The sequence below is a fragment of the Mycoplana azooxidifex genome (genome assembly GCF_014196765.1).
Classification (GTDB): domain Bacteria; phylum Pseudomonadota; class Alphaproteobacteria; order Rhizobiales; family Rhizobiaceae; genus Mycoplana; species Mycoplana azooxidifex.
In genome coordinates, this window is the sequence record NZ_JACIEE010000009.1 from 272766 (window position 1) to 292317 (window position 19552).

Sequence of the window (19552 nt, forward strand, 5' to 3'; positions counted from 1 at the left end):
GCGAAAGAAACCTTTTGCGCGCAAGGACTTGCGCGCGCTGGATGCCGGATCTAGTCCGGCATGACGGCTCCCGTTTGGTGGCCTGCTTGAAGAAATGAACGCCCGGAACAAGGCTTTGTCAGTAGTCGGAAGCCGCGAACCGGATCGGTCCGCGGCTTCTTCGTGCGTTCGTGTGCGAGGTCCCGGTCGCGGTGCGGCCGTCAGGCCGCGGTGGTGACGTACTTGGTCACGAGGTAGGCTTCGATCGCGGCCGAACCGCCCTCGTCGCCGTATCCGGAATCCTTGATGCCGCCGAAGGGAACTTCGGGCAGCGCCAGGCCCAGGTGGTTGATCGTCGTCATGCCCGATTCCACCCGCGTCCCGATCGCATGCACGGCCGCCTGCGAGGAGGCGAAGGCGTAGGACGCCAGGCCGAAGGGGAGGCGGTTCGATTCCGTGATCGCCTCCTCGAGGCCGGAAACCGGGTTGATGATGGCGACCGGGCCGAAGGGCTCCTCGTTCATGATGCGCGCCGATACCGGCACGTTGGTCAGCACCGTCGGCTCGAAGAAGTTGCCGCTGTTGCCGATCCGGCGGCCGCCGGTCTCGAGCTTGCCGCCTTGCTCGACGGCGTCCGCGATCAGTTCCTCCAGCGCCGGGATGCGGCGCTCGTTGGCGAGCGGGCCCATGGTGGAGGCGGGATCGAGGCCGCTTCCGACCTTAACGCCCTTGGTCGCCGCGACGAAACCGTCGACGAACCGGCCGTATGCGGGCTTCTCGACGAGGAAGCGCGTCGGCGAGACGCAGACCTGGCCGGCGTTGCGGAACTTGGAGAAGGCCATCACCTTGGCCGCCTTGTCGATATCCGCATCCGCCATGATGATCGCCGGCGCATGGCCGCCGAGCTCCATCGTCGCGCGCTTCATGTGCCTGCCGGCGAGTGCGGCCAGGTGCTTGCCGACCGGGGTCGAGCCGGTGAAGGTGACCTTGCGGATGACGGGGTGGGGGATGAGGTATTCCGAGATCTCCGCCGGAACGCCGTAGACGAGGCCGATGACGCCGGCCGGCACGCCGGCGTCGGCGAAGGCGCGGATCAGTTCGGCGGGCGATGCCGGGGTCTCTTCGGGCGCCTTGATGATGATCGAGCAGCCGGCGGCAAGGGCCGCGGAGAGCTTGCGCACGACCTGGTTGATCGGGAAGTTCCACGGCGTGAAGGCCGCGACCGGGCCGACCGGCAGCTTGATGGTCTGCTGCGAGACGTTCGGCGCACGCGACGGGATGACCTGGCCGTAGGTGCGACGCGCCTCCTCGGCGAACCAGTCGATCAGGTCGGCTGCGGCGGCCACCTCGCCGATGGCTTCGGCGAGCGGCTTGCCCTGTTCGCGGGTCATGATCCAGCCGATCCTGTCCTTGCGCTCGCGCAGGATGTCGGCCGCCTTGCGCATGATGCGGGCGCGCTCGTAGGCAGACGTGGCGCTCCAGGTCGCAAAGCCGGCCTGCGCTGCTGCAAGGGCTGCGTCGAGATCGGCGATGCCGGCCTTGGCCACCTGGCCGATCACCTCGCCCGTGGCGGGATCGGTGACGGCGATCGTCTCGCCGCCTGCCGCGGGCTTCCATTCGCCGTTCAGGAAGAGGTGCGTGTGCGGGTAGGAATAGTCTGCCATGCGTGAACTCCCGTTCTCGATCGGTCCGCAGGGCCGCGGCCGGCGAGTGTCGATGTCATTTTGCGGTGCCGCCCGGGGCGGGGCCGCATCTGTCTGCCGCAGTCGCAGCAGGGCTCGCGAGCCGTAACGTGCCGGGCGCGGCTGTGTCAAACCATGGCCGGCGAAGTCGAGGGATTGTGATAGCGCGTCGGCGGGCGATCCTGTTGTGCAAATCGTGCAGCCCTGATGCGCCTGTCGCTGTTGCCGGGCGTCAGGTCGCCGCCGTGCCGCCGACGTCGGCGGAGCCCTTGAGCACCGCCTCGGCTTCGGCGTTGCCCGACCGGCCGGTCCGCTTCGGCGTGGTCAGCGGGGTGGGCGTCGGTCGGTTGCCCTGGAAATACTGCTTGCCGCCGTACAATCCCTCGACCTGCTGGATCGCAAGCCGCTGTTCGTCGCGGCGGCGGACCTCCTCCATGATCTCTTCGGCTTCCGGTTCCGGCACACCGAGCTTCGTCAGGGCGTAGCAGCCGAAGACAAGCGCGGATTCCAGCGTTTCGCGAAGCTGGTAATCGACGCCGGCGGCGATCAGGGACAGCGCGGCGCCGCGGTCGTAGGCGCGTGCGAACACCTGCACCAGCGGAAACTCCGCCTTGGCCAGCTCGACGATGTGCAGCGCCACGTCGGCCTTGTCGACGCAGACGATGATCGCGCCGACGTTTTCGGCGCCGGCGGCGTGGAGGATGTCCAGCCGGGTGCCGTCGCCGTAATAGACCTTGAAGCCGAACTCGGCGGCGGCCTGGATCATCTCCACATCGTTGTCGATGATGGAGACTTCCAGCCCACGCGCGAGGAGCGGCTGGCTGACGATCTGGCCGAAGCGGCCGAAGCCGACGATGAGGACGTTGCCGGTCAGCCCGTCGGGTGCATCGATGCCATCGAGCGACGTTGCGGCCGCGGCCGGCGTGAGCCGGGTGGCGGCCGCATTGACGGCCATGGTGACGAAGGGCGTCAGCACCATCGAGATGATGACGGTCGAGGTGAAGATGGCGTTGGTTTGCGCGTCGATCACGCCGAAGGTCGTCGCCGCGGCGTAGAGCACGAAGGCGAACTCCCCGCCCTGGGCCATCAGTGCCGCCCGCTCGATCGCCTCTTCACGGCTCGACCGGAGCAGGCGGGCGACGGCGTAGATGCCGATGCCCTTCAGCAGCATGAAGGCCACGACGGCAAAGGAGATCAGGGGAAGGTTGGCCACGACCACGTTGACGTCCAGCGCCATGCCGACGCCGAGGAAGAACAGGCCGAGCAGGATGCCGCGAAAGGGTTCGATGTCGGCTTCCAGCTGATGGCGGAACGTGCTCTCCGACAGCATGACGCCGGCCAGAAATGCGCCCATCGCCATCGACAGCCCGCCGAGCTGCATGGCGAGCGCGGCGCCGAGGACGACGAGGAGGGCGGCGGCCGTCATCACCTCGCGGGCGCCCGCCTGCGCCAGCACCTTGAACAGCGGGTTCAGCAGATAGCGCCCGATCAGGATCAGCGCCACCAAAGCGCCGAGGGCGATGGCCACATGCATCAGGTCCGAGGACAGGTCGGAGGATTCCGCGCCCGGTGCCATGAAGGCGACGGCGGCGAGGAGGGGGACGATCGCCAGGTCCTCGAGAAGCAGGATCGACACGATCCTCTGTCCCTTCGGCGTAGAAAGCTCGCCGCGGTCGTTCAGGATCTGGAAGACGATCGCCGTCGATGTCAGCACGAAGCCCATGCCGAAGACGAAGGCGACCGACGGCGAATAGCCGAGCGCCATGCCGGCGAAGGTCAGGAGCGCGCTGCAAAGGACGACCTGCAGCAAGCCGAGCCCCATGATCTCGCTGCGCAGGCCCCAGAGGCGCGACGGCCGCATCTCCAGCCCGATGACGAATAGGAACATCACCACGCCCAGTTCGGCGACATGGATGATGCTCTGCGCATCGGTGAAGAGGCCGAGGCCGAAGGGACCGATGATGAGGCCGGCGGCGAGGTAGCCGAGGACGGAATCGAGGCCGAACCGCTTGAACAGCGGCACCGCGATGACGCCGGCTGCAAGGAGCGTCACGACCGGAATGAGATCGACACCGTGCGATGCTGTTTCGGCGGCCATCGTTCGTCAGTCTCCTGCTTCGTTGCTGAGGGTATTGGCTTATGTCAAGAATTGCCCGTAAGGCCGGGTAACGCAACCATACGGGATGCGCAAGCCTTCTGCGTTCCAGATAACCCTTCATCCGGGGAACGGGAGAACTGCGCGTGACGCGGCTCAGGGGCGGCGCCTGCCGCCGCCGGCACGGTCAGCCGTCCTGTTGGTCGACCTTTTCCAGCCATTCCACCGACTTGCCGTCCAGGGCTTCCGTGATCGCAACGTGCCGCATGCGGGAATTGTCGGTGGCGCCATGCCAGTGCTTCACGCCGGCCGGAATCCAGATGATGTCGCCTTCCCTGACCTCCTGGACCGGCTGGCCCCACTGCTGGACCAGGCCGACTCCGGCGGAAATGATCAGGACCTGGCCGAGCGGATGGATGTGCCATGCCGTGCGCGAGCCGGGTTCGTAGGTGACCACGCCGCCAACGACGCGCGAGGGCTCGTCGGCGTCGAAGAGCGCCTCCTTGCGAACGGTGCCGGCGTAGTAGTCGGGGATGCCGATCTCGGGCGGCTGGGAGCCGCTGCGGGTGATCTTCACCAGCGCGTCTTGGGGGGCAGCCTGGGGGGCATCCTGGGCGGAGCAGACCGAAGTCAGCAGAAGAAGCAAGATGCCTGTCGCATAAAATGGTTTCATGTCGATCCCTTCCTTCGCCTCTTGTCGATGCTTGCGCGGCGGGCCGCGCCATTCGCCCCTCCTGAAAAAGTGATGGTGGCATATCGGCCGGAAGTCCAGTCCGTCGGGCGCTGCGATCCCCATGAAGCGGGGAATGGCGTTCATATAATCGTGATCGCGCGGGCGGTCCCCGCCGGCTGCCTGCGGTCGGTGACCCACGATGTCGTGAAGGCAGGAGGATTGAACCATCCGGCCACACGGTCGTTAGGCAACCGGGCGTCCTCGTTCGCCCAACTGTCAGATTTCCTGTCGACAGCTTATCAAGGGATGGAATCGCGCCATGAACCTCAGGAGAGAACTGGAAATGACGAGACGTGGATTGCTCGCCGGCACCGCCGCATCGGTTGCCGTCACCGCATCGGTCTCCGCCAGCCGCGCGCAGCAGGCGACGGGGCCGGCCGAAGGCGCTGCGGCGAAAACGTCGGTCTCCTTCGACGTCAACGGCACGCGCCGGCAACTGGAGCTGGACACGCGGACGACGCTGCTCGACGCCCTGCGCGAGCACATGCAACTGACCGGCACCAAGAAAGGCTGCGACCACGGCCAATGCGGCGCCTGCACGGTGCTGGTCGACGGCCGGCGGATCAATTCCTGTCTGACGCTGGCCGTGATGCACGACGGCGACAGCATCACCACCATCGAGGGCCTCGGCGCGCCGACCGACCTGCACCCGATGCAGGCGGCCTTCATCAAGCATGACGGTTTCCAGTGCGGCTACTGCACGCCCGGGCAGATCTGTTCCGCCGTCGCCGTGCTCGAGGAGATCAAGGCCGGCATTCCGAGCCATGCAGGTGTCGCGCCGGACGAGCGGCCGCAGGTGACGAAGGCGGAGCTGCGCGAACGGATGAGCGGCAACATCTGTCGATGCGGCGCCTATTCCAACATCGTCGACGCCGTCATGGACGTCGCGGGGAGGCAGGCATGAAATCCTTCACCTATGAACGCGCCACCTCCGCGGCCGACGCCGCCGCGAAGGCTGCCGGCACCCCGGGCGCCCGCTTCATCGCGGGAGGAACGAACCTCCTGGACCTGATGAAGCTCGAGATCGAGACGCCCACCCACCTGATCGACGTCAACCGGCTCGGGCTGGACAGGATCGAGAGCACCGACGACGGCGGGCTTCGCATCGGCGCGCTGGTGCGCAACACCGACCTTGCCTCGGACGAGCGCGTTCGCCGCGACTACGCGATACTGTCGCGCGCCTTGATGGCGGGCGCCTCGGGGCAGTTGCGCAACAAGGCGACCACCGCCGGCAACCTGATGCAGCGGACGCGCTGTCCCTATTTCTACGACACCAGCCAGCCCTGCAACAAGCGCCGGCCCGGCAGCGGCTGTTCGGCACTCGACGGCTTCAGCCGGCAGCTCGGGGTGATCGGCGTCAGCGACGCCTGCATCGCCACCCATCCGAGCGACATGGCGGTCGCGATGCGCGCACTCGATGCGAAGGTCGAGACCGTCAAGCCCGACGGCGCGACGCGGGCGATCCCGATCGCCGATTTCCATCGGCTGCCGGGTGAGGCGCCGCAGGTCGAGACGGCGCTGGAGGCGGGCGAACTGATCACCGCGGTCACGCTGCCGTCGCCGCCGGGTGGCCGGCACTTCTACCGCAAGGTCCGCGACCGCGCCTCCTACGCGTTTGCGCTGGTCTCGGTCGGGGCGGTGATCCACCCGGACGGAACGGGCCGGGTGGCCGTCGGCGGGATCGCGCCGCGACCCTGGCGTGTCGAGGCGGCCGAAACCGAGATGCCGAGCGGGGCCAAGCCGGTGGCCGAGCGCCTGCTCGCCGACGCCAGACCGACCGAACACAACGCCTTCAAGCTGACGCTGGTGGAGCGGACGCTTGCCGCAGTGCTGGAAGAGGCAAGGAGCTGAGCGATGAAATTCGATAGTCCCGCGACGACCAATCCGATCGACCAGCTGAAGGTGGTCGGAAAGCCGATCGACCGCATCGACGGCCGCTACAAGGCGACAGGTACGGCAACCTACGCCTACGAATGGCGCGAGGCGACGCTGGCGCCGGCCTATGGATATCCCGTGGCGGCAGGCATCGCCAAGGGGCTGATCCGGTCGATGGACCTGCACGAGGCCAAGGCTGCGCCCGGCGTGCTGGCCATCGTCACCGCCGAGAATGCCGGCGAGCTCGGCAAGGGTGAGAAGAACGTCGCCAAGCTGCTCGGCGGCCCGCAAATCGACCACTATCACCAGGCGATTGCGGTGGTGGTGGCCGAGACCTTCGAGCAGGCCCGCGCGGCAGCGGCCCTGATCAGGGTGGACTACGAGGCGGTCGAGGGAAGCTACGATCTCGCCGGCATGAAGGACAAGGTGCGCGGCAATCCCGACGCCGAGGTCGGCGATTTTGCAGGCGCCTTCCCCGCGGCCGCCGTGCAGTTCGACCAGACCTACACGACGCCGGACCAGTCGCACGCGATGATGGAGCCGCATGCCTCGCTCGCCGCCTGGGAGGGAGACGAACTGATCGTGTGGACCTCCAACCAGATGATCAACTGGGGGCAGGGCGATCTGGCAGCGACGCTCGGCATCCCGCAGGAAAAGGTGCATCTGGTCTCGCCCTATATCGGCGGCGGTTTCGGCGGCAAACTGTTCCTCAGGGCCGATGCGCTTCTGGCAGCGCTCGGTGCCCGCGCCGCCAGGCGACCGGTCAAGGTGGCGCTGCCGCGTCCGCTGATGATCAACAACGGCACGCACCGTCCGGCGACGATCCAGCGGATCCGCATCGGCGCGGACGCGGACGGCAGGATCACCGCGATCGGTCACGAGTCCTGGTCGGGCAATCTCAAGGACGGCGAGCCGGAGAATGCCACCGACCAGACGCGGCTGCTCTATGCCGGCGCCAACCGGATGGTAGCGACGCGGCTTGCGCTGCTCGACCTGCCGGAGGGCAATGCGATGCGGGCGCCCGGCGAGGCGCCCGGCCTGATGGCGCTGGAGATCGCCATGGACGAGATGGCGGAAAAGCTCGGCATGGACCCGATCGACTTCCGTGCGCTGAACGACACGCAGGTCGATCCGGAAAAGCCCGATCGTCCCTTCTCCAAGCGCCAGCTCGTCGAGTGCATGCGGATGGGGGCGGAACGGTTCGGCTGGAACAGGCGCAATGCCAACCCGGGGCAGGTCCGCGACGGGCGATGGCTCATCGGGATCGGGATGGCCGCGGGTTATCGCGGCGCGCCGGTCATGACATCGGCTGCGCGGGTCCGGCTCGACAGCGACGGCGTCGTCACGGTGGAGACCGACATGACCGACATCGGCACCGGCAGCTACACGATCATCGCCCAGACGGCGGCCGAGATGATGGGCGTATCCCTGGACAAGGTTGCCGTCCGGCTCGGCGATTCGCGCTTTCCGGTCTCCGCCGGCTCGGGCGGTCAGTGGGGCGCCAACAGTGCCACCGCCGGCGTCTATGCGGCGTGCGTCAAGCTGCGCGAGGCGATCGCCAGGAAGCTCGGTCTGAATTCCGACGCCGTCGCCTTTGCCGACGGCAAGATCGCGACGGGTGAGCGGACCATGCCGCTTGCCTCCGTTGCCGGCGGCGAGGGGATCGTCGCCGAGGATGCGATGGAGTTCGGCAAATTCAACGAGAGCTCGGTGCAGGCGACGTTCGCCGGGCACTTCATCGAGGTGGGCGTGGATGCGCTGACGGCCGAGGTGCGCATCCGCCGCATGCTCGCCGTCTGCGCGGCGGGCCGCATCCTCAATCCCAAGACCGCGCGCAGCCAGGTGATCGGCGCCATGACGATGGGCGTGGGCGCGGCGCTGATGGAAGAGCTTGCGGTGGACAAGAAGCGCGGCTTCTTCGTCAATCATGACCTCGCCAGCTACGAGGTGCCCGTGCATGCCGACATTCCCGAGCAGGAGGTGATCTTCCTCGACGAGACCGATCCGCTTTCCTCGCCGATGAAGGCGAAGGGGGTGGGCGAACTCGGCCTGTGCGGCGTGGGGGCGGCGATCGCGAACGCGATCTACAACGCCACCGGCGTGCGCGTACGCGACTACCCGGTCACGATCGACAAGATGATCGACAGACTGCCGCAGGCATAGGCGCCCGCGATAGCCGGGACTAGCGACAAGCGGGGGCGGCAGCCAATGTCCTGCCGCCCGCGCTATGTGGCTTGGCGGCCCGCGATCAGAGGTCGGCCGCCTCCAGTGCCGCGTCCTTGCGGCGCTCGCTGACCTTTTCCGGGTGGTGCCGGCCGGCGGAGCGCAGTGCCACGAAGAAGACGGGCGTCAGGAACAGGCCGAAAAAGGTCACGCCCAGCATGCCCGAGAAGACGGCGGTGCCGAGCGACTGGCGCATCTCGGCGCCCGGGCCGGTCGCGATCATCAGCGGCACCACGCCGAAGATGAAGGCGAACGCGGTCATCAGGATCGGCCGCAGGCGCAGGCGCGTCGCCTCCACCGCAGCCTCGACGGCCGTCTTGCCCTCGCGCTGGGCCTGGCGGGCGAACTCGACGATCAGGATCGCGTTCTTCGCCGCCAGCCCGATCAGCACGATCAGGCCGATCTGTGTGAGGATGTTGTTGTCCATCCCGCGCAGGTACACGCCGATCAGGGCGGCAAGCACCGCGAGCGGGACGATCAGGATGATCGCCAGCGGCAGTACCCAGCTCTCATATTGCGCGGCGAGCGCGAGGAAGACGAAGACCACCGACAGGGCGAAGATAAACAGCGCCGTATTGCCGGTCGCCCGCTCCTGGAAAGCGAGTTCCGTCCATTCGAAGGAGGTGCCGGCGGGCAGCATCTCGCCGGCCAGCGCCTCCATCTTGTCGAGCGCCGTGCCGGTCGAGACGCCGGGCGCCGGATTGCCCTGCAGCGGCACGGAGACAAACATGTTGTAGCGCTGGACAAGCGTCGGGCCGCTGGCGTCGCGGATATCGACCAGCGTTCCGAGCGGCACGAGCGCGCCGGTGGCCGAGCGGACCTTCAGCGCCAGGATGTCCGCCCGGTCGAGGCGGAATTGCTGGTCTGCCTGGGCGCGCACCTGGTAGACGCGGCCGAAGGCGTTGAAGTCGTTGACGTAGGAGGTCCCGAGGTTGATCGACAGCGTCTCGAAGATGTTGGGGATCGGCACGTTCAGGGCGCGCGCCTTGTCGCGGTCGATCTCCAGGTAGAATTGCGGGCTCGAGGCGGAGAAAGTGGTGAAGACGCCGGTCAGCCCCTCGGTCTGGTTGGCCGCCCCCATCATCTGGTAGGCAAGCCCCAGCACGCGGCTCATGTCGGCGCTTTCGAGATCGACCAGTTGCATCTTGAAGCCGCCGGAATTGCCGACGCCGCGGATCGAGGGCGGCGGCACGGCGATGATGAAGGCCTCCTGGATGCTCTGCAGGCTGCCGAACAGTTGGCCGATGATCTGGTCGGCGTTGTGGCCGTGCTCCAGCCGCTCCTCGAAGCTTGCGAAGCTCGCGAAGATCACGCCGGCATTGGACGCATTGGTGAAGGTGGCGCCCGAGAAACCGGAGAAGGCGACCGCGTTCTTCACGCCCGGCGTGTTGCGGATGATCTCCGAGGCGCGCAGCACCACCTCGTCGGTGCGGGCGAGCGAGGCGCCGTCGGGCAGTTGCACGACGACGATCGCGTAGCCCTGGTCCATGGTCGGGATGAAGCCGCGCGGCACGATCTCGCCCATGTGCCAGGTGGCATAGAGCAGACCGGCGAAGACGAGCAGGCTGATCCCGATCGCCGTCCAGGTCGAGACGAGATGGCGCACGATCCAGGAATAGCCTTCGCTCAGTCGGTCGAAGCCGTAGTTGAAGCCGTCCGAGAGCTTGCGGACGGCGCGGGTCAGGGGATTGCTGCTGTGCTTCTCCTGCGAGTGGGGCCTAAGCAGGATACCGGCCAGCGCCGGCGACAGGGTCAGCGAATTCAACGCCGAGATCGCTGTCGCGACCGCGATGGTGACGGCGAACTGCTGGTAGAACTGGCCGGAGATGCCGGGGATGAAGGCGGTCGGCACGAAGACGGCGATCAGCACCAGCGAAATCGCGATGACGGCCGCGCCGACCTCGTTCATCGTCACGTGTGCTGCCTCCTTCGGCGTCATGCCGAGCGCGAGGTTGCGCTCGACGTTCTCCACCACCACGATGGCGTCGTCGACGACGATGCCGATCGCCAGCACGAGGCCGAACAGGGTCAGCATGTTCAGTGAGAAGCCGAAGGCCAGCAGGAAGGCGAAGGTGCCGATCAGCGAGACGGGAATGGCGATGATCGGGATCAGCGCCGTGCGCCAGGACTGGAGGAAGACGAGCACGACGATCGCCACGAGCAAGGCCGCCTCGATGATGGTCTTGTAGACCTCGTTGATCGATTCGGAGATGAACTCGGTCGGATTGTAGACGATGCGGTATTCGAGGCCGGGCGGCAGCAGCGGCGACACCTCGTCCATCACGCGCTGGATGTCGGCTGCGGCGTCCAGCGCATTCGTGCCGGGCCGGGAGAAGATGCCGATCGCGACCGCGGGCTTGCCGTCGAGGTAGCTGTTGGAGACGTAGTCCCTGGCGCCGAGCTCGATGCGGGCGACGTCCTGCAACTGCACGAGCCGCCCCGCTTCGGTCGACTTGACGATGACATAGCGGAACTGGCGGGGATCGGAGAACCGTCCTTCCGTCGTCACCGTATACTGGAAGGCGTTGTCGCCGGAGGTCGGCGGCCCGCCGATCGAGCCGCCGGAGACCTGCACGTTCTGGTCGCGCAGGGCCTGCACGACGTCGCTCGCCGTCATGCCGTAGGCGCCGAGCTTGTCAGGGTCGAGCCAGATGCGCAGCGCATATTCGCGCTCACCGAACAGGGTGACGTCGCCGACGCCGTCCAGCCGCACCAGCCGGTCGCGGATGCGGGTCTTGGCGAAGTTGGAGATGTAGAGCTGGTCGTAGCGGTCGTTCGGCGACAGCAGGTGCACGACCATCATCAGGTCGGGCGAACTCTTGACCGTGGTGACGCCGATGCGGCGGACCTCCTCGGGCAACCTCGGCTCGGCGATCGCGACGCGGTTCTGGACGAGCACCTGCGCCTGGTCGAGGTCGGTGCCGAGCTTGAAGGTGATGGTCAGCGCCATGGAGCCGTCGGCGGTGGAATAGGAGGACATGTAGAGCATGTTCTCGACGCCGTTGATCTCCTGCTCGATCGGCGTCGCCACGGTGTCGGCGACCGTCTGCGCGTCGGCGCCGGGATAGCTGGTGCGCACGACGATGGTCGGCGGCGCGATCTCGGGATACTGCGCCACGGGCAGCTGGAAATAGGCGATGCCGCCGACGATCAGAAGCACGATGGAAAGGACCGAGGCGAAGATCGGCCGGTCGACGAAGAAATGGGCGAACCTCACTGCATCTGCTCCGCGCTGATCGTTTCGGGAACGGTCTCTGCGCGCTCAGCCGGCAGTTGCACCGTCTCGGCTGCGACCTTGATGCCCGGGCGGATGCGCATCAGCCCGTTGACGACGATCGTCTCGTTGCCCTCCATGCCGTCGCGGATCACCCGGTAGCCGTAGATGCGCGGTCCGGTTCGCACCGGCTTGGTGCTGACGGTGCCGTCTTCGGCGACGACATAGACAACACGCTCGTTCTGGTCGGAGCCGATCGCCTCGTCGGGCACGAGGATCGCCCGGTAGGGCAGGGAGCCGCCGATCTGAATGCGGCCGAACAGGCCGGGCTGCAGCACGTAGTCGGGATTGGCGAGGCGGGCGCGGATGCGCATGGTGCCGGTCTGGTCGTCGACGCGGTTTTCGGCGAAGTCCAGCTTGCCCTCGAAGGCGGAATGCTGGAAGTCGCCGATCGTCACCTTCACGGGCAGGCCGCTGCCGCCTTCCTGCAGCTGCGTGCCGCTGGCGCGGGCGGTGTCGGCATAGGAGAGCAGCCGCCGCTCGTCCACGTCGAAATAGAAGTCGATCGGGTCGAGGCTGACGATCGTGGTCAGAACGGTCTGGTCGGCCTGCACGAGGCTGCCGGTGGACAGCAGTCGTCGGTCGACGCGGCCGGAGATCGGCGCGGTGATGCCGGTATATTCCAGGTCGAGCCTGGCGCGCTCGACGGAGGCCTCGGCGCCGCGCACGTTGGCCTCGGCGGAGGCGAGTTCGCGGCGGCGGTCGTCGAGCGTCTGGATCGCCTGGCTGCCGCTCTTGACCAGCGCGTCGGCGCGCTTGAACTGGGCATCGGCGAACGTCAGCGTCGAGCGGGCCACTTCCAGCGCCGCCTCCGCCTCGTTGAGCGCGGTCCGGAAGGGCCGCTGGTCGATGACGAACAGGAGGTCGCCCTGCTTGACGATCGAGCCGTCCTTGAAATGGATCTCCTGAAGATAGCCGCCGACGCGGGAGCGCACGGAGACCTCGTCGACCGCCTGGAAGCGGCCGATAAACTCGTCGTTGTCGATGACCTCGCGCACGATCGGCTTGGCGGCGGTGACGCTCGGCGGGGCGTTCTGGGCAAGGGCCGCCGGGGGGAGGGCCGTGACGGCGAGAAGGGCGGACATTGCGGCGAAGAGACTGGCAGGCACGAGGATCTTGGTCATGAGCTTTGCCTTCGGCTTCAAATGCGGGCACTCGATCGAAACGAACCGGTCTCCGGCCAGAAAACAGCAGGGACATCCGTCATTCGGAAAAGAACTTGTCTCAGAAATTCGCAGGCGTATTGCACAATCGGCCTGCCCGCGCGCGGCGGACAGGAAGGCCTTTGATGTCATCGGCCGGCGCCCTGAGGTCGGCCTGCAATCCCATGCCGTCTGCACGGGAACACAGTGCGCATCCCTCGCGCCCCCGGCTTTGCGGGGTGGCTGCTCTACAGGTAGGGGTGATTGTTGCGGATCGTCAATACCGGCGCGGCTTTTTCGGGCGAACTTTCGCAGGGCGGCGCCTGCACGCACCCGGCGTCGCGGGCGGCAGAGGGCAAATACCAAAAATTCAGACATAGCTCCATTTTGATACTTGACTCTAAAAATCATGATAACTAATGGTTGCTGCGGTTCGCTCGGTTGCCGGTCGCAAGACTGCAACCCGGCGGCCGACGGGGTGCGCGCCGCTGTTGCGGAACGCCACAGGGCATGGATGCGGGAGCGCCGAAGGGGCGGGCCGGCTATCGGAACATTTTCATCGCTGGACAACTGACCGATACGCCTTGGCGGGTCGGGCGGCGGAGCTTTGCCGTCGCTGCAACGGGGCCTAATTTGTTGCGTGAAATCAAATATGTGCGGTCTTTCGCCTTCTGTCGTCAGGTTGTCCCTCGTGGAGGGCAGCACCGGCAACAGTCACATAATGACTGGTCATCAAGCTAACTCCTTCAACGCCAGGGCGCGCCCTCTGTGCGCCGCTGAAAAGGATTATCGACATGGCTAACATTGCGATTACCGTGGACTCTGTGAGCGGCGTCAACGTCAATACTATTCTCGACAATTTCAACGGGGGGTTTAGCCCCAATCCGATCACCGGGACCGGCAACGCCGGCGTGTTCGTGCCGAACACGGCGACGACGACCCCGACCAACGACTACGTGGAATACGGCATCCAGCCGCCGAGCGGCACCAACAGCGCGCTCGTGGCGCAGGGTGACTTCGTCTACTCGACCGGCACCCTGAGCGGTACGATCGACAGCCTCAGCATCGGCACGGACCTCCTCAACGGAGGGACCTCGGTCGCCTCGCCGTCGGCGTCGTTCTCCGGCACCGACCTGAGCCTCGCCACCTCCGCCCTGACCATCAGCGGCCTCGCCCTCAGTGGTTCCGGCGCCGGCAATGCTCTGAACTCGACCTTCTTCGGCCTGCTCCAGGGCAACGAGGCGGCGTTCGAGGACTACCTCTTCAACAATGCCGCCAACAGCATCACCTTCAACGGCGGTGCCGGCGCGGATTCGATCACCGGCAGCATCAATGCCGATACGCTGATCGGCAACGGTGGGGCGGACACGCTGAACGGCGGTGCCGGCAACGACATCATCACCGGCGGCGCGGGGGCGGACGCCCTGACCGGCGGCACGGGCGCCGACACGTTCGTCTTTACGCATCAGTCGCAAAGCTCGGCCTCGGCGTTCGACACGATCACGCAGTTCGTGGCCGGCGAGGACAGGCTCAACGTCAGCACCCTGAATTTGAGCGGCGGCTATTCCGCTGCCGGCGCCGCTGCAGACAGCCTCTGGTACGACAGCTCCGCAGGCAAGTTCTTCGCCGACGTCACCGGCAACGACGGCGTTGCCGAGTTTGCCGTCGCCATCGGTTCCCTCAGCGGAACGCTGAGCGCCACAGACTTCATCTTCAGTTAACCGCACAGGGGCGGGCGCGTCCGAGGCTGCGTCCGTCCCATTTTTCTTTGCAACCGCCACGCTTTGGCTGCGCGCCGATTGAAACGGAACAGGGCGCGTAATTGGGGGATCAGGACATGCAGTACACATTCGAAGGCTTCACGATCGAGGTCGACGACACCATTTTCAAGCAAGAGGTAACGACCGGGACCGCCCTTGCAAATATCTGGATCACTCCTGATGCCAGCCTCGGAACCCTCGACTACTGGTACGCCACGATATCGTATCTTGGCGACACCGCCGCGTTTTCAAGCAAAATCGATACCGACACGAACGAAAGCCGTGTCCAGTTGCGAGCGCTTGCCGACATCGATTTTGGCGACGTTTCCGACTTCCAGATTGCGTTCACCATCAACTACGCGGCGGATGGCGGTGTCGAACAATCGACCAGTCAGACTTCGTTCGACGTCTCCGTCACCGAGACCGGTGAACTCGAGTACCTGTCCAACACGACGGTATCGGAATCGGCCCGCTCCGGCTTCGAGTTCGGCACGCTGCTGGCGACCGACGCCGACGGGAACGAACTGACCTACACGCTGCCGTCTGGCGAAGGCGACAACGGAATGTTCATGCTGAAGACCCATGCCGACGGCTCGATCGGCGTGGTGATCCGCTCGCCGCTCGACTTCGAGGGGGCGAGCGCGGTCAACGGCGTCTACGACCTCGTCCTCGACGTCGACAACGGCAGCGGTCCCGTCCGGCAGACCATCTCCATCCAGTCGACCGACGATCCCTTCACGGTGAGTTCGGCGCCGACGGGCAAGACCTACATGAGCGTGGTCGAGAACGTCGAGGTGGGCACCGAGATCGGCTATGTCAAGGAACTCCTGAACGACCTCAGCTTTGTTCCGACCAGCGCGGTCCTGACTGACGACGCCGGCGGGCTGTTCTCGCTGACCCAGCGCGTCGTCGACGGCATCACCCGCTACTACCTGACGGTCAACGGCGCCCTGGACTACGAGGCCGACGCCCTGCATTCGGTGACCATCGAGGCAACGGACGCCGGCGGCGTCGTGCACGAGAAGACATTCGAGGTGCATGTGGTAGACGCGGCGGAAGCCGGCGACACCGCGCGCGGCACCATCACCATCGACGCCAATACGGCACTTGCCGGCGCAAACGGCGGCTTCAACTGGAACACCTATCTCGATAGCGTCTACTCCAAGGTCACCGACAGCCTGCCGGACGGCGTAACCTTCGGTCCGACCACCGCATCGCAGTACACCTATACCTTCTCGGACGGCAGCAAGGTCTGGCTCACGGGCAGCGAGCTCGCCTATTGGTGGGCGGATTCGAACAGCGCGGCGAACACCGGCGAAGACGTTCACGTGGTGGGCGGCACGGTTCAGGGTCTCGCCTTCGGCAACGGATCAGGTACCGAGGTCTCGATCACCGGCCTCGACTTCTACAACGACTCCAGCCTGATGAACCGGCTGTATGGGGAGGCCAACGTCGTCGCCGGCACGTTCATGCACGGCCCGAATTCCAGCACGCCCGCCGAGATCGAATTCGTCAAGGCGCTGCTTTCCGCCTATGCGCAGAACTTCATTGGCTCTTCCGGCGCGGACACCTATGCCGGCACGTTCTTCGGCGACACCATCAGCGGCAATGACGGCGACGACGTGCTCGCCGGCGGCGCGGGCGACGACACGATCGACGGCGGCGCGGGCACAGACACGGCGATCTACACCGGCAACCAGGCCGACTACACGATCGTCAAGAACGCCAACGGAACGCTCAAGATCACCGACAATCGCACCGGCGTGGTGACGGACGGCGTCGACACGCTCAAGGGTATCGAGAAGCTGCAGTTTGCCGACCAGACGATCGATGCCGAAAACGGCGCGCCGACGGCACTGAAGCTGACCTCCCATATCATTCCCTCGGTGGAAAACATCGCGGTCGCCGAGAACTCGGCCGCCGGCACCATCGTCGGCAACCTTTCGGCGACGGACCCGGAAGGTGGCGCGCTGATCTATTCGCTGACGGACGACGCCGACGGCCTGTTCGTCATCGACGGCAACGTGCTGAAGCTCGCAAAGCCGCTCGGCGACTATGAGACGGCGTCGCAGAAGAGCTACGAGGTGACGGTTGCCGTGACCGACGAGGCCGGCAAGGTCACCTCCAAGACCTTCACGATCCAGCATGCCGACGCCTATGACGCTCCGGAAGGCACGCTGACGATCGATGCCTCGGGAACGCCCGGCGGCATCGATTTCGCGAACTTCATCGGCCAGTACTTCGCCGGCCTGAGCGGTGGCGCCTTCACCTTCTACGGCGGTGCAACTGACAATACGCCCTACGGTCCGCAGAACGTCAGCGGCGAGCAGATCGCGTTCAACTACAAGGAAGGCGGCGTTGGCGCTGCGGACCGGGTCATGCTGCAGGGCACCGATCTCGCTTATGACTCTCTCCACTCCGGTTCGGCATTCGGCCACGGTATTTCGGGCTCGCTCGACAGCCTGACCTTCGGCCAGTGGGTGACCGGCGTTACCACCGGCACCGCCGGAACCGGCGATGCCGGCCTTCTGACCGGGCTGGCCGAACAGCTGAAAATCTCCGGCTTCGATCTGGACGTTGGAGTCGGATCTGGCCATGTCGCCCAGTTGAACCTGATCTACGCGATCTATTCGGCCGCGCAGACCGGCAACGCGGCCGGCATCTACTCGGCGCTGTCGAACTACGCGCAGAAGTTCATCGGCTCGGCCGGCAACGACACGTTTGCCGGTTCGGCCTTCGGCGACACGATCGGCGGCGGCGCGGGCGACGACACGCTCGCCGGCAGCGGCGGCAACGACACGATCGACGGCGGCGCGGGCATCGATACCGCGGTTTATAGCGGCAACAAGTCGAACTACACCATTGTCCGGAACAACAACGGAACCTGGACCGTCACCGACAACCGCAGCGGCTCGGCCGACGGCACCGACACCGTCAAGAACGTCGAGAACCTGCAGTTCGCCGACCAGACGACGGAACTGCAGCCGGAACAGCCCAAGGGCACGATCACCGTCGATGCCTCCGGTTCCAACGGGATCGACCTCGAGGCCTTCCTGCGCGGCGGGTTCCTGGCCGGATCGGGCGCCGGCGGCGGCTTCCCGGTCTTCGACAACGGGGCGGCGTTCGAAGGCGAGGAGATGTTCATCGGCTACGGCAGCGATGCTACGTCGAAGTACGTCCTCGCCCACGGCGACCTCGGCTACAACTTCGGCACGCACACCGTGGCCGGCGAGATCGGTACGATCGAGTACGGCACGCGAGGCGGCGGCACCTACGACAGCAACGGTTATTTCACCGGCGGCAACGCGCTTCTGAAGATCACCGGCCTGCAGTTCGCAAACGCCGTCCCCGGCAATGCCACTGAGGAAGCCGAGATCGAGCTGAACGGCGAGGTCCACAACTTCTCCGTCGCCCACATGTATGGCGAGACCGCGCCGCTGTCGCGTCTCGACCTCTACGCCGACCAGCTGGACGAATACGCCCAGCACTTCATCGGCTCGACCGGCAACGACATCTATGTCGGCACGCGCTTCGACGACACGATCGAGAGCAAGGGTGGCAACGACCTGTTCGACGGCGGCGCCGGCACGGATACGGTGGTCTTCACCGGCTCGCGGACCGGCTACACGATCGACGAGAACAACAACGGCACGTTCTCGATCACGAACATCGCCAGCGGCGCCACGACGCTCGTGGACGGCGTCGAGTTCGCCCGCTTCAGCGGCAAGCTCGTCGACCTGGAGACCGGCGACGAGACGGGCACCGGCGACGCGCCGACCAACATCGCGCTGTCGGCATCGTCGGTGAAGGAGAGTGCGGCCGTCGGCGCGACGGTGGCCACGCTTTCGGCCACCGACGCTGACAGCACCAAGTTCACCTACAGCCTGGTGAACGACGCCGGCGGCGCGTTTGCGATCTCCGGCAACAAACTGGTCGTCGGCAAGGGCCTCGACTACGAGACGGCGAAGAACCACGCGATCCGCGTCAAGGTCACCGACGAGGCCGGAAACAGCTTCGAAAAGGCCTTCACCATCGGCGTGCAGAACGTCAACGAGGCCCCGGCCGGCGTTGCGATCAGCAAGTCGTCGGTGGCCGAGAACGCCAAGGTCGGCACCGTGGTCGGCACGCTGTCGGCCAAGGATCCGGAAGGCGGTGCGGTCTCCTACAGCCTGTCGTCGAACCCCGGCGGCATCTTCAAGATCGTCGACAACAAGCTGCAGCTCGCCAAGGCTGTGGACTACGAGACGGCCAAGTCGCATGCGGTCACCGTCGTCGCCAAGGATGCGTCCGGCAACGCCACGAGCAAGGCGCTGTCGATCAAGGTGACCAACGTCGACGAGGCGCCGACCTCGCTTTCGCTGTCGAAGACGACGGTCGCCGAGACCGCCAAGGCCGGCACGACGATCGGCAAGCTCTCGGCCAAGGATCCGGAAGGCGGTGCTGTCACCTACAGCCTGTCGTCCAACCCCGGCGGCCTGTTCAAGCTTTCCGGCAACACGCTGCAGCTTGCCAAGGGCGTCGACTACGAGAAGGCGAAGAGCCATTCCGTCACGGTGGTGGCCACCGACGTCGGCGGCAAGACCACGTCGAAGTCGTTCTCGATCGGCGTGACCAACGTCAATGAGGCCCCGACGTCGATCGCGCTTTCGAAGGCGACGATTGCGGAGAACAGCAAGGTCGGCACGACGATCGGTACGTTCTCGGCGAAGGACCCTGAGGGCAAGGCGCTGGCCTACAAGCTGACGGATACCGCCGGCGGCCTGTTCAAGCTGTCGGGCACGAAGCTGCT

Annotated in this window: 10 protein-coding genes; 5 read left to right on the forward strand and 5 right to left on the reverse strand. The window is 66.0% G+C overall.

Features of this window, described 5'->3' with window-relative positions; translation table 11 throughout:
* Positions 1-200: 200 nt before the first annotated feature.
* From GGQ64_RS21640 to GGQ64_RS21650, 3 genes are all read right to left on the reverse strand, one after another.
* The gene (locus GGQ64_RS21640; RefSeq protein WP_183807408.1) at positions 201-1643 is read right to left on the reverse strand and encodes an NAD-dependent succinate-semialdehyde dehydrogenase; all 1443 of its coding nucleotides are present in this window, start codon (positions 1641-1643) and stop codon (positions 201-203) included.
* Positions 1644-1893: 250 nt separating this feature from the next.
* Positions 1894-3759: a monovalent cation:proton antiporter-2 (CPA2) family protein gene (locus tag GGQ64_RS21645; RefSeq protein WP_183807409.1), complete on the reverse strand. Its 1866-nt coding sequence runs from the start codon at positions 3757-3759 to the stop codon at positions 1894-1896.
* A 184-nt stretch (positions 3760-3943) separates the two neighbouring features.
* A complete protein-coding gene (locus GGQ64_RS21650) occupies positions 3944-4429 on the reverse strand; it encodes a (R)-mandelonitrile lyase (RefSeq protein WP_183807410.1) in 486 nt (161 codons plus the stop codon).
* Between the two features lie 319 nt (positions 4430-4748).
* On the opposite strand from GGQ64_RS21650, the gene paoA reads away from it, so the two are divergent.
* From paoA to paoC, 3 genes are read left to right on the forward strand one after another with little or no spacing between them, the layout of a single operon-like run.
* The gene (gene paoA, locus GGQ64_RS21655; RefSeq protein WP_183807411.1) at positions 4749-5393 is read left to right on the forward strand and encodes an aldehyde dehydrogenase iron-sulfur subunit PaoA; all 645 of its coding nucleotides are present in this window, start codon (positions 4749-4751) and stop codon (positions 5391-5393) included.
* Positions 5390-6340 (forward strand): FAD binding domain-containing protein, encoded by a 951-nt coding sequence (locus GGQ64_RS21660; protein ID WP_183807412.1) that lies wholly within the window; start codon positions 5390-5392, stop codon positions 6338-6340. The genes paoA and GGQ64_RS21660 overlap by 4 nt, the downstream gene beginning before the upstream one ends.
* A 3-nt stretch (positions 6341-6343) precedes the next feature.
* A complete protein-coding gene (paoC, locus tag GGQ64_RS21665; RefSeq protein ID WP_183807413.1) occupies positions 6344-8527 on the forward strand; it encodes an aldehyde oxidoreductase molybdenum-binding subunit PaoC in 2184 nt (727 codons plus the stop codon).
* Between the two features lie 85 nt (positions 8528-8612).
* Here the strand turns inward: paoC and GGQ64_RS21670 are convergent, their stop codons facing one another.
* Both GGQ64_RS21670 and GGQ64_RS21675 read right to left on the reverse strand, forming a co-directional pair.
* Complete coding sequence (locus GGQ64_RS21670) at positions 8613-11804, reverse strand: multidrug efflux RND transporter permease subunit (protein WP_183807414.1); 3192 nt, start codon at positions 11802-11804, stop codon at positions 8613-8615.
* On the reverse strand, positions 11801-12946 hold the full coding sequence (locus GGQ64_RS21675) for an efflux RND transporter periplasmic adaptor subunit (RefSeq protein WP_246422842.1): 1146 nt from the start codon (positions 12944-12946) through the stop codon (positions 11801-11803). The genes GGQ64_RS21670 and GGQ64_RS21675 overlap by 4 nt, the downstream gene beginning before the upstream one ends.
* Positions 12947-13797: 851 nt before the next feature.
* Between GGQ64_RS21675 and GGQ64_RS21680 the strand changes: the two genes are divergently transcribed.
* Both GGQ64_RS21680 and GGQ64_RS27890 read left to right on the forward strand, forming a co-directional pair.
* Entirely contained in the window at positions 13798-14724 is a 927-nt protein-coding gene (locus tag GGQ64_RS21680; RefSeq protein WP_183807416.1) for a calcium-binding protein, read from the forward strand.
* A gap of 116 nt (positions 14725-14840) precedes the next feature.
* Positions 14841-19552 (forward strand): cadherin domain-containing protein (locus tag GGQ64_RS27890; protein ID WP_183807417.1); only part of this gene is annotated, 4712 nt, incomplete at its 3' end.

Excerpts from the sequence above, each read along its gene's own strand:
- paoA (WP_183807411.1), top strand. The coding sequence starts at position 4,749 with ATGAACCTCAGGAGAGAACTGGAAATGACGAGACGTGGATTGCTCGCC.
- GGQ64_RS21660 (WP_183807412.1), top strand. The coding sequence starts at position 5,390 with ATGAAATCCTTCACCTATGAACGCGCCACCTCCGCGGCCGACGCCGCC.
- GGQ64_RS21680 (WP_183807416.1), top strand. The coding sequence starts at position 13,798 with ATGGCTAACATTGCGATTACCGTGGACTCTGTGAGCGGCGTCAACGTC.
- GGQ64_RS21640 (WP_183807408.1), bottom strand. The coding sequence starts at position 1,643 with ATGGCAGACTATTCCTACCCGCACACGCACCTCTTCCTGAACGGCGAA.
- paoC (WP_183807413.1), top strand. The coding sequence starts at position 6,344 with ATGAAATTCGATAGTCCCGCGACGACCAATCCGATCGACCAGCTGAAG.
- GGQ64_RS21675 (WP_246422842.1), bottom strand. The coding sequence starts at position 12,946 with ATGTCCGCCCTTCTCGCCGTCACGGCCCTCCCCCCGGCGGCCCTTGCC.
- GGQ64_RS21650 (WP_183807410.1), bottom strand. The coding sequence starts at position 4,429 with ATGAAACCATTTTATGCGACAGGCATCTTGCTTCTTCTGCTGACTTCG.
- GGQ64_RS21645 (WP_183807409.1), bottom strand. The coding sequence starts at position 3,759 with ATGGCCGCCGAAACAGCATCGCACGGTGTCGATCTCATTCCGGTCGTG.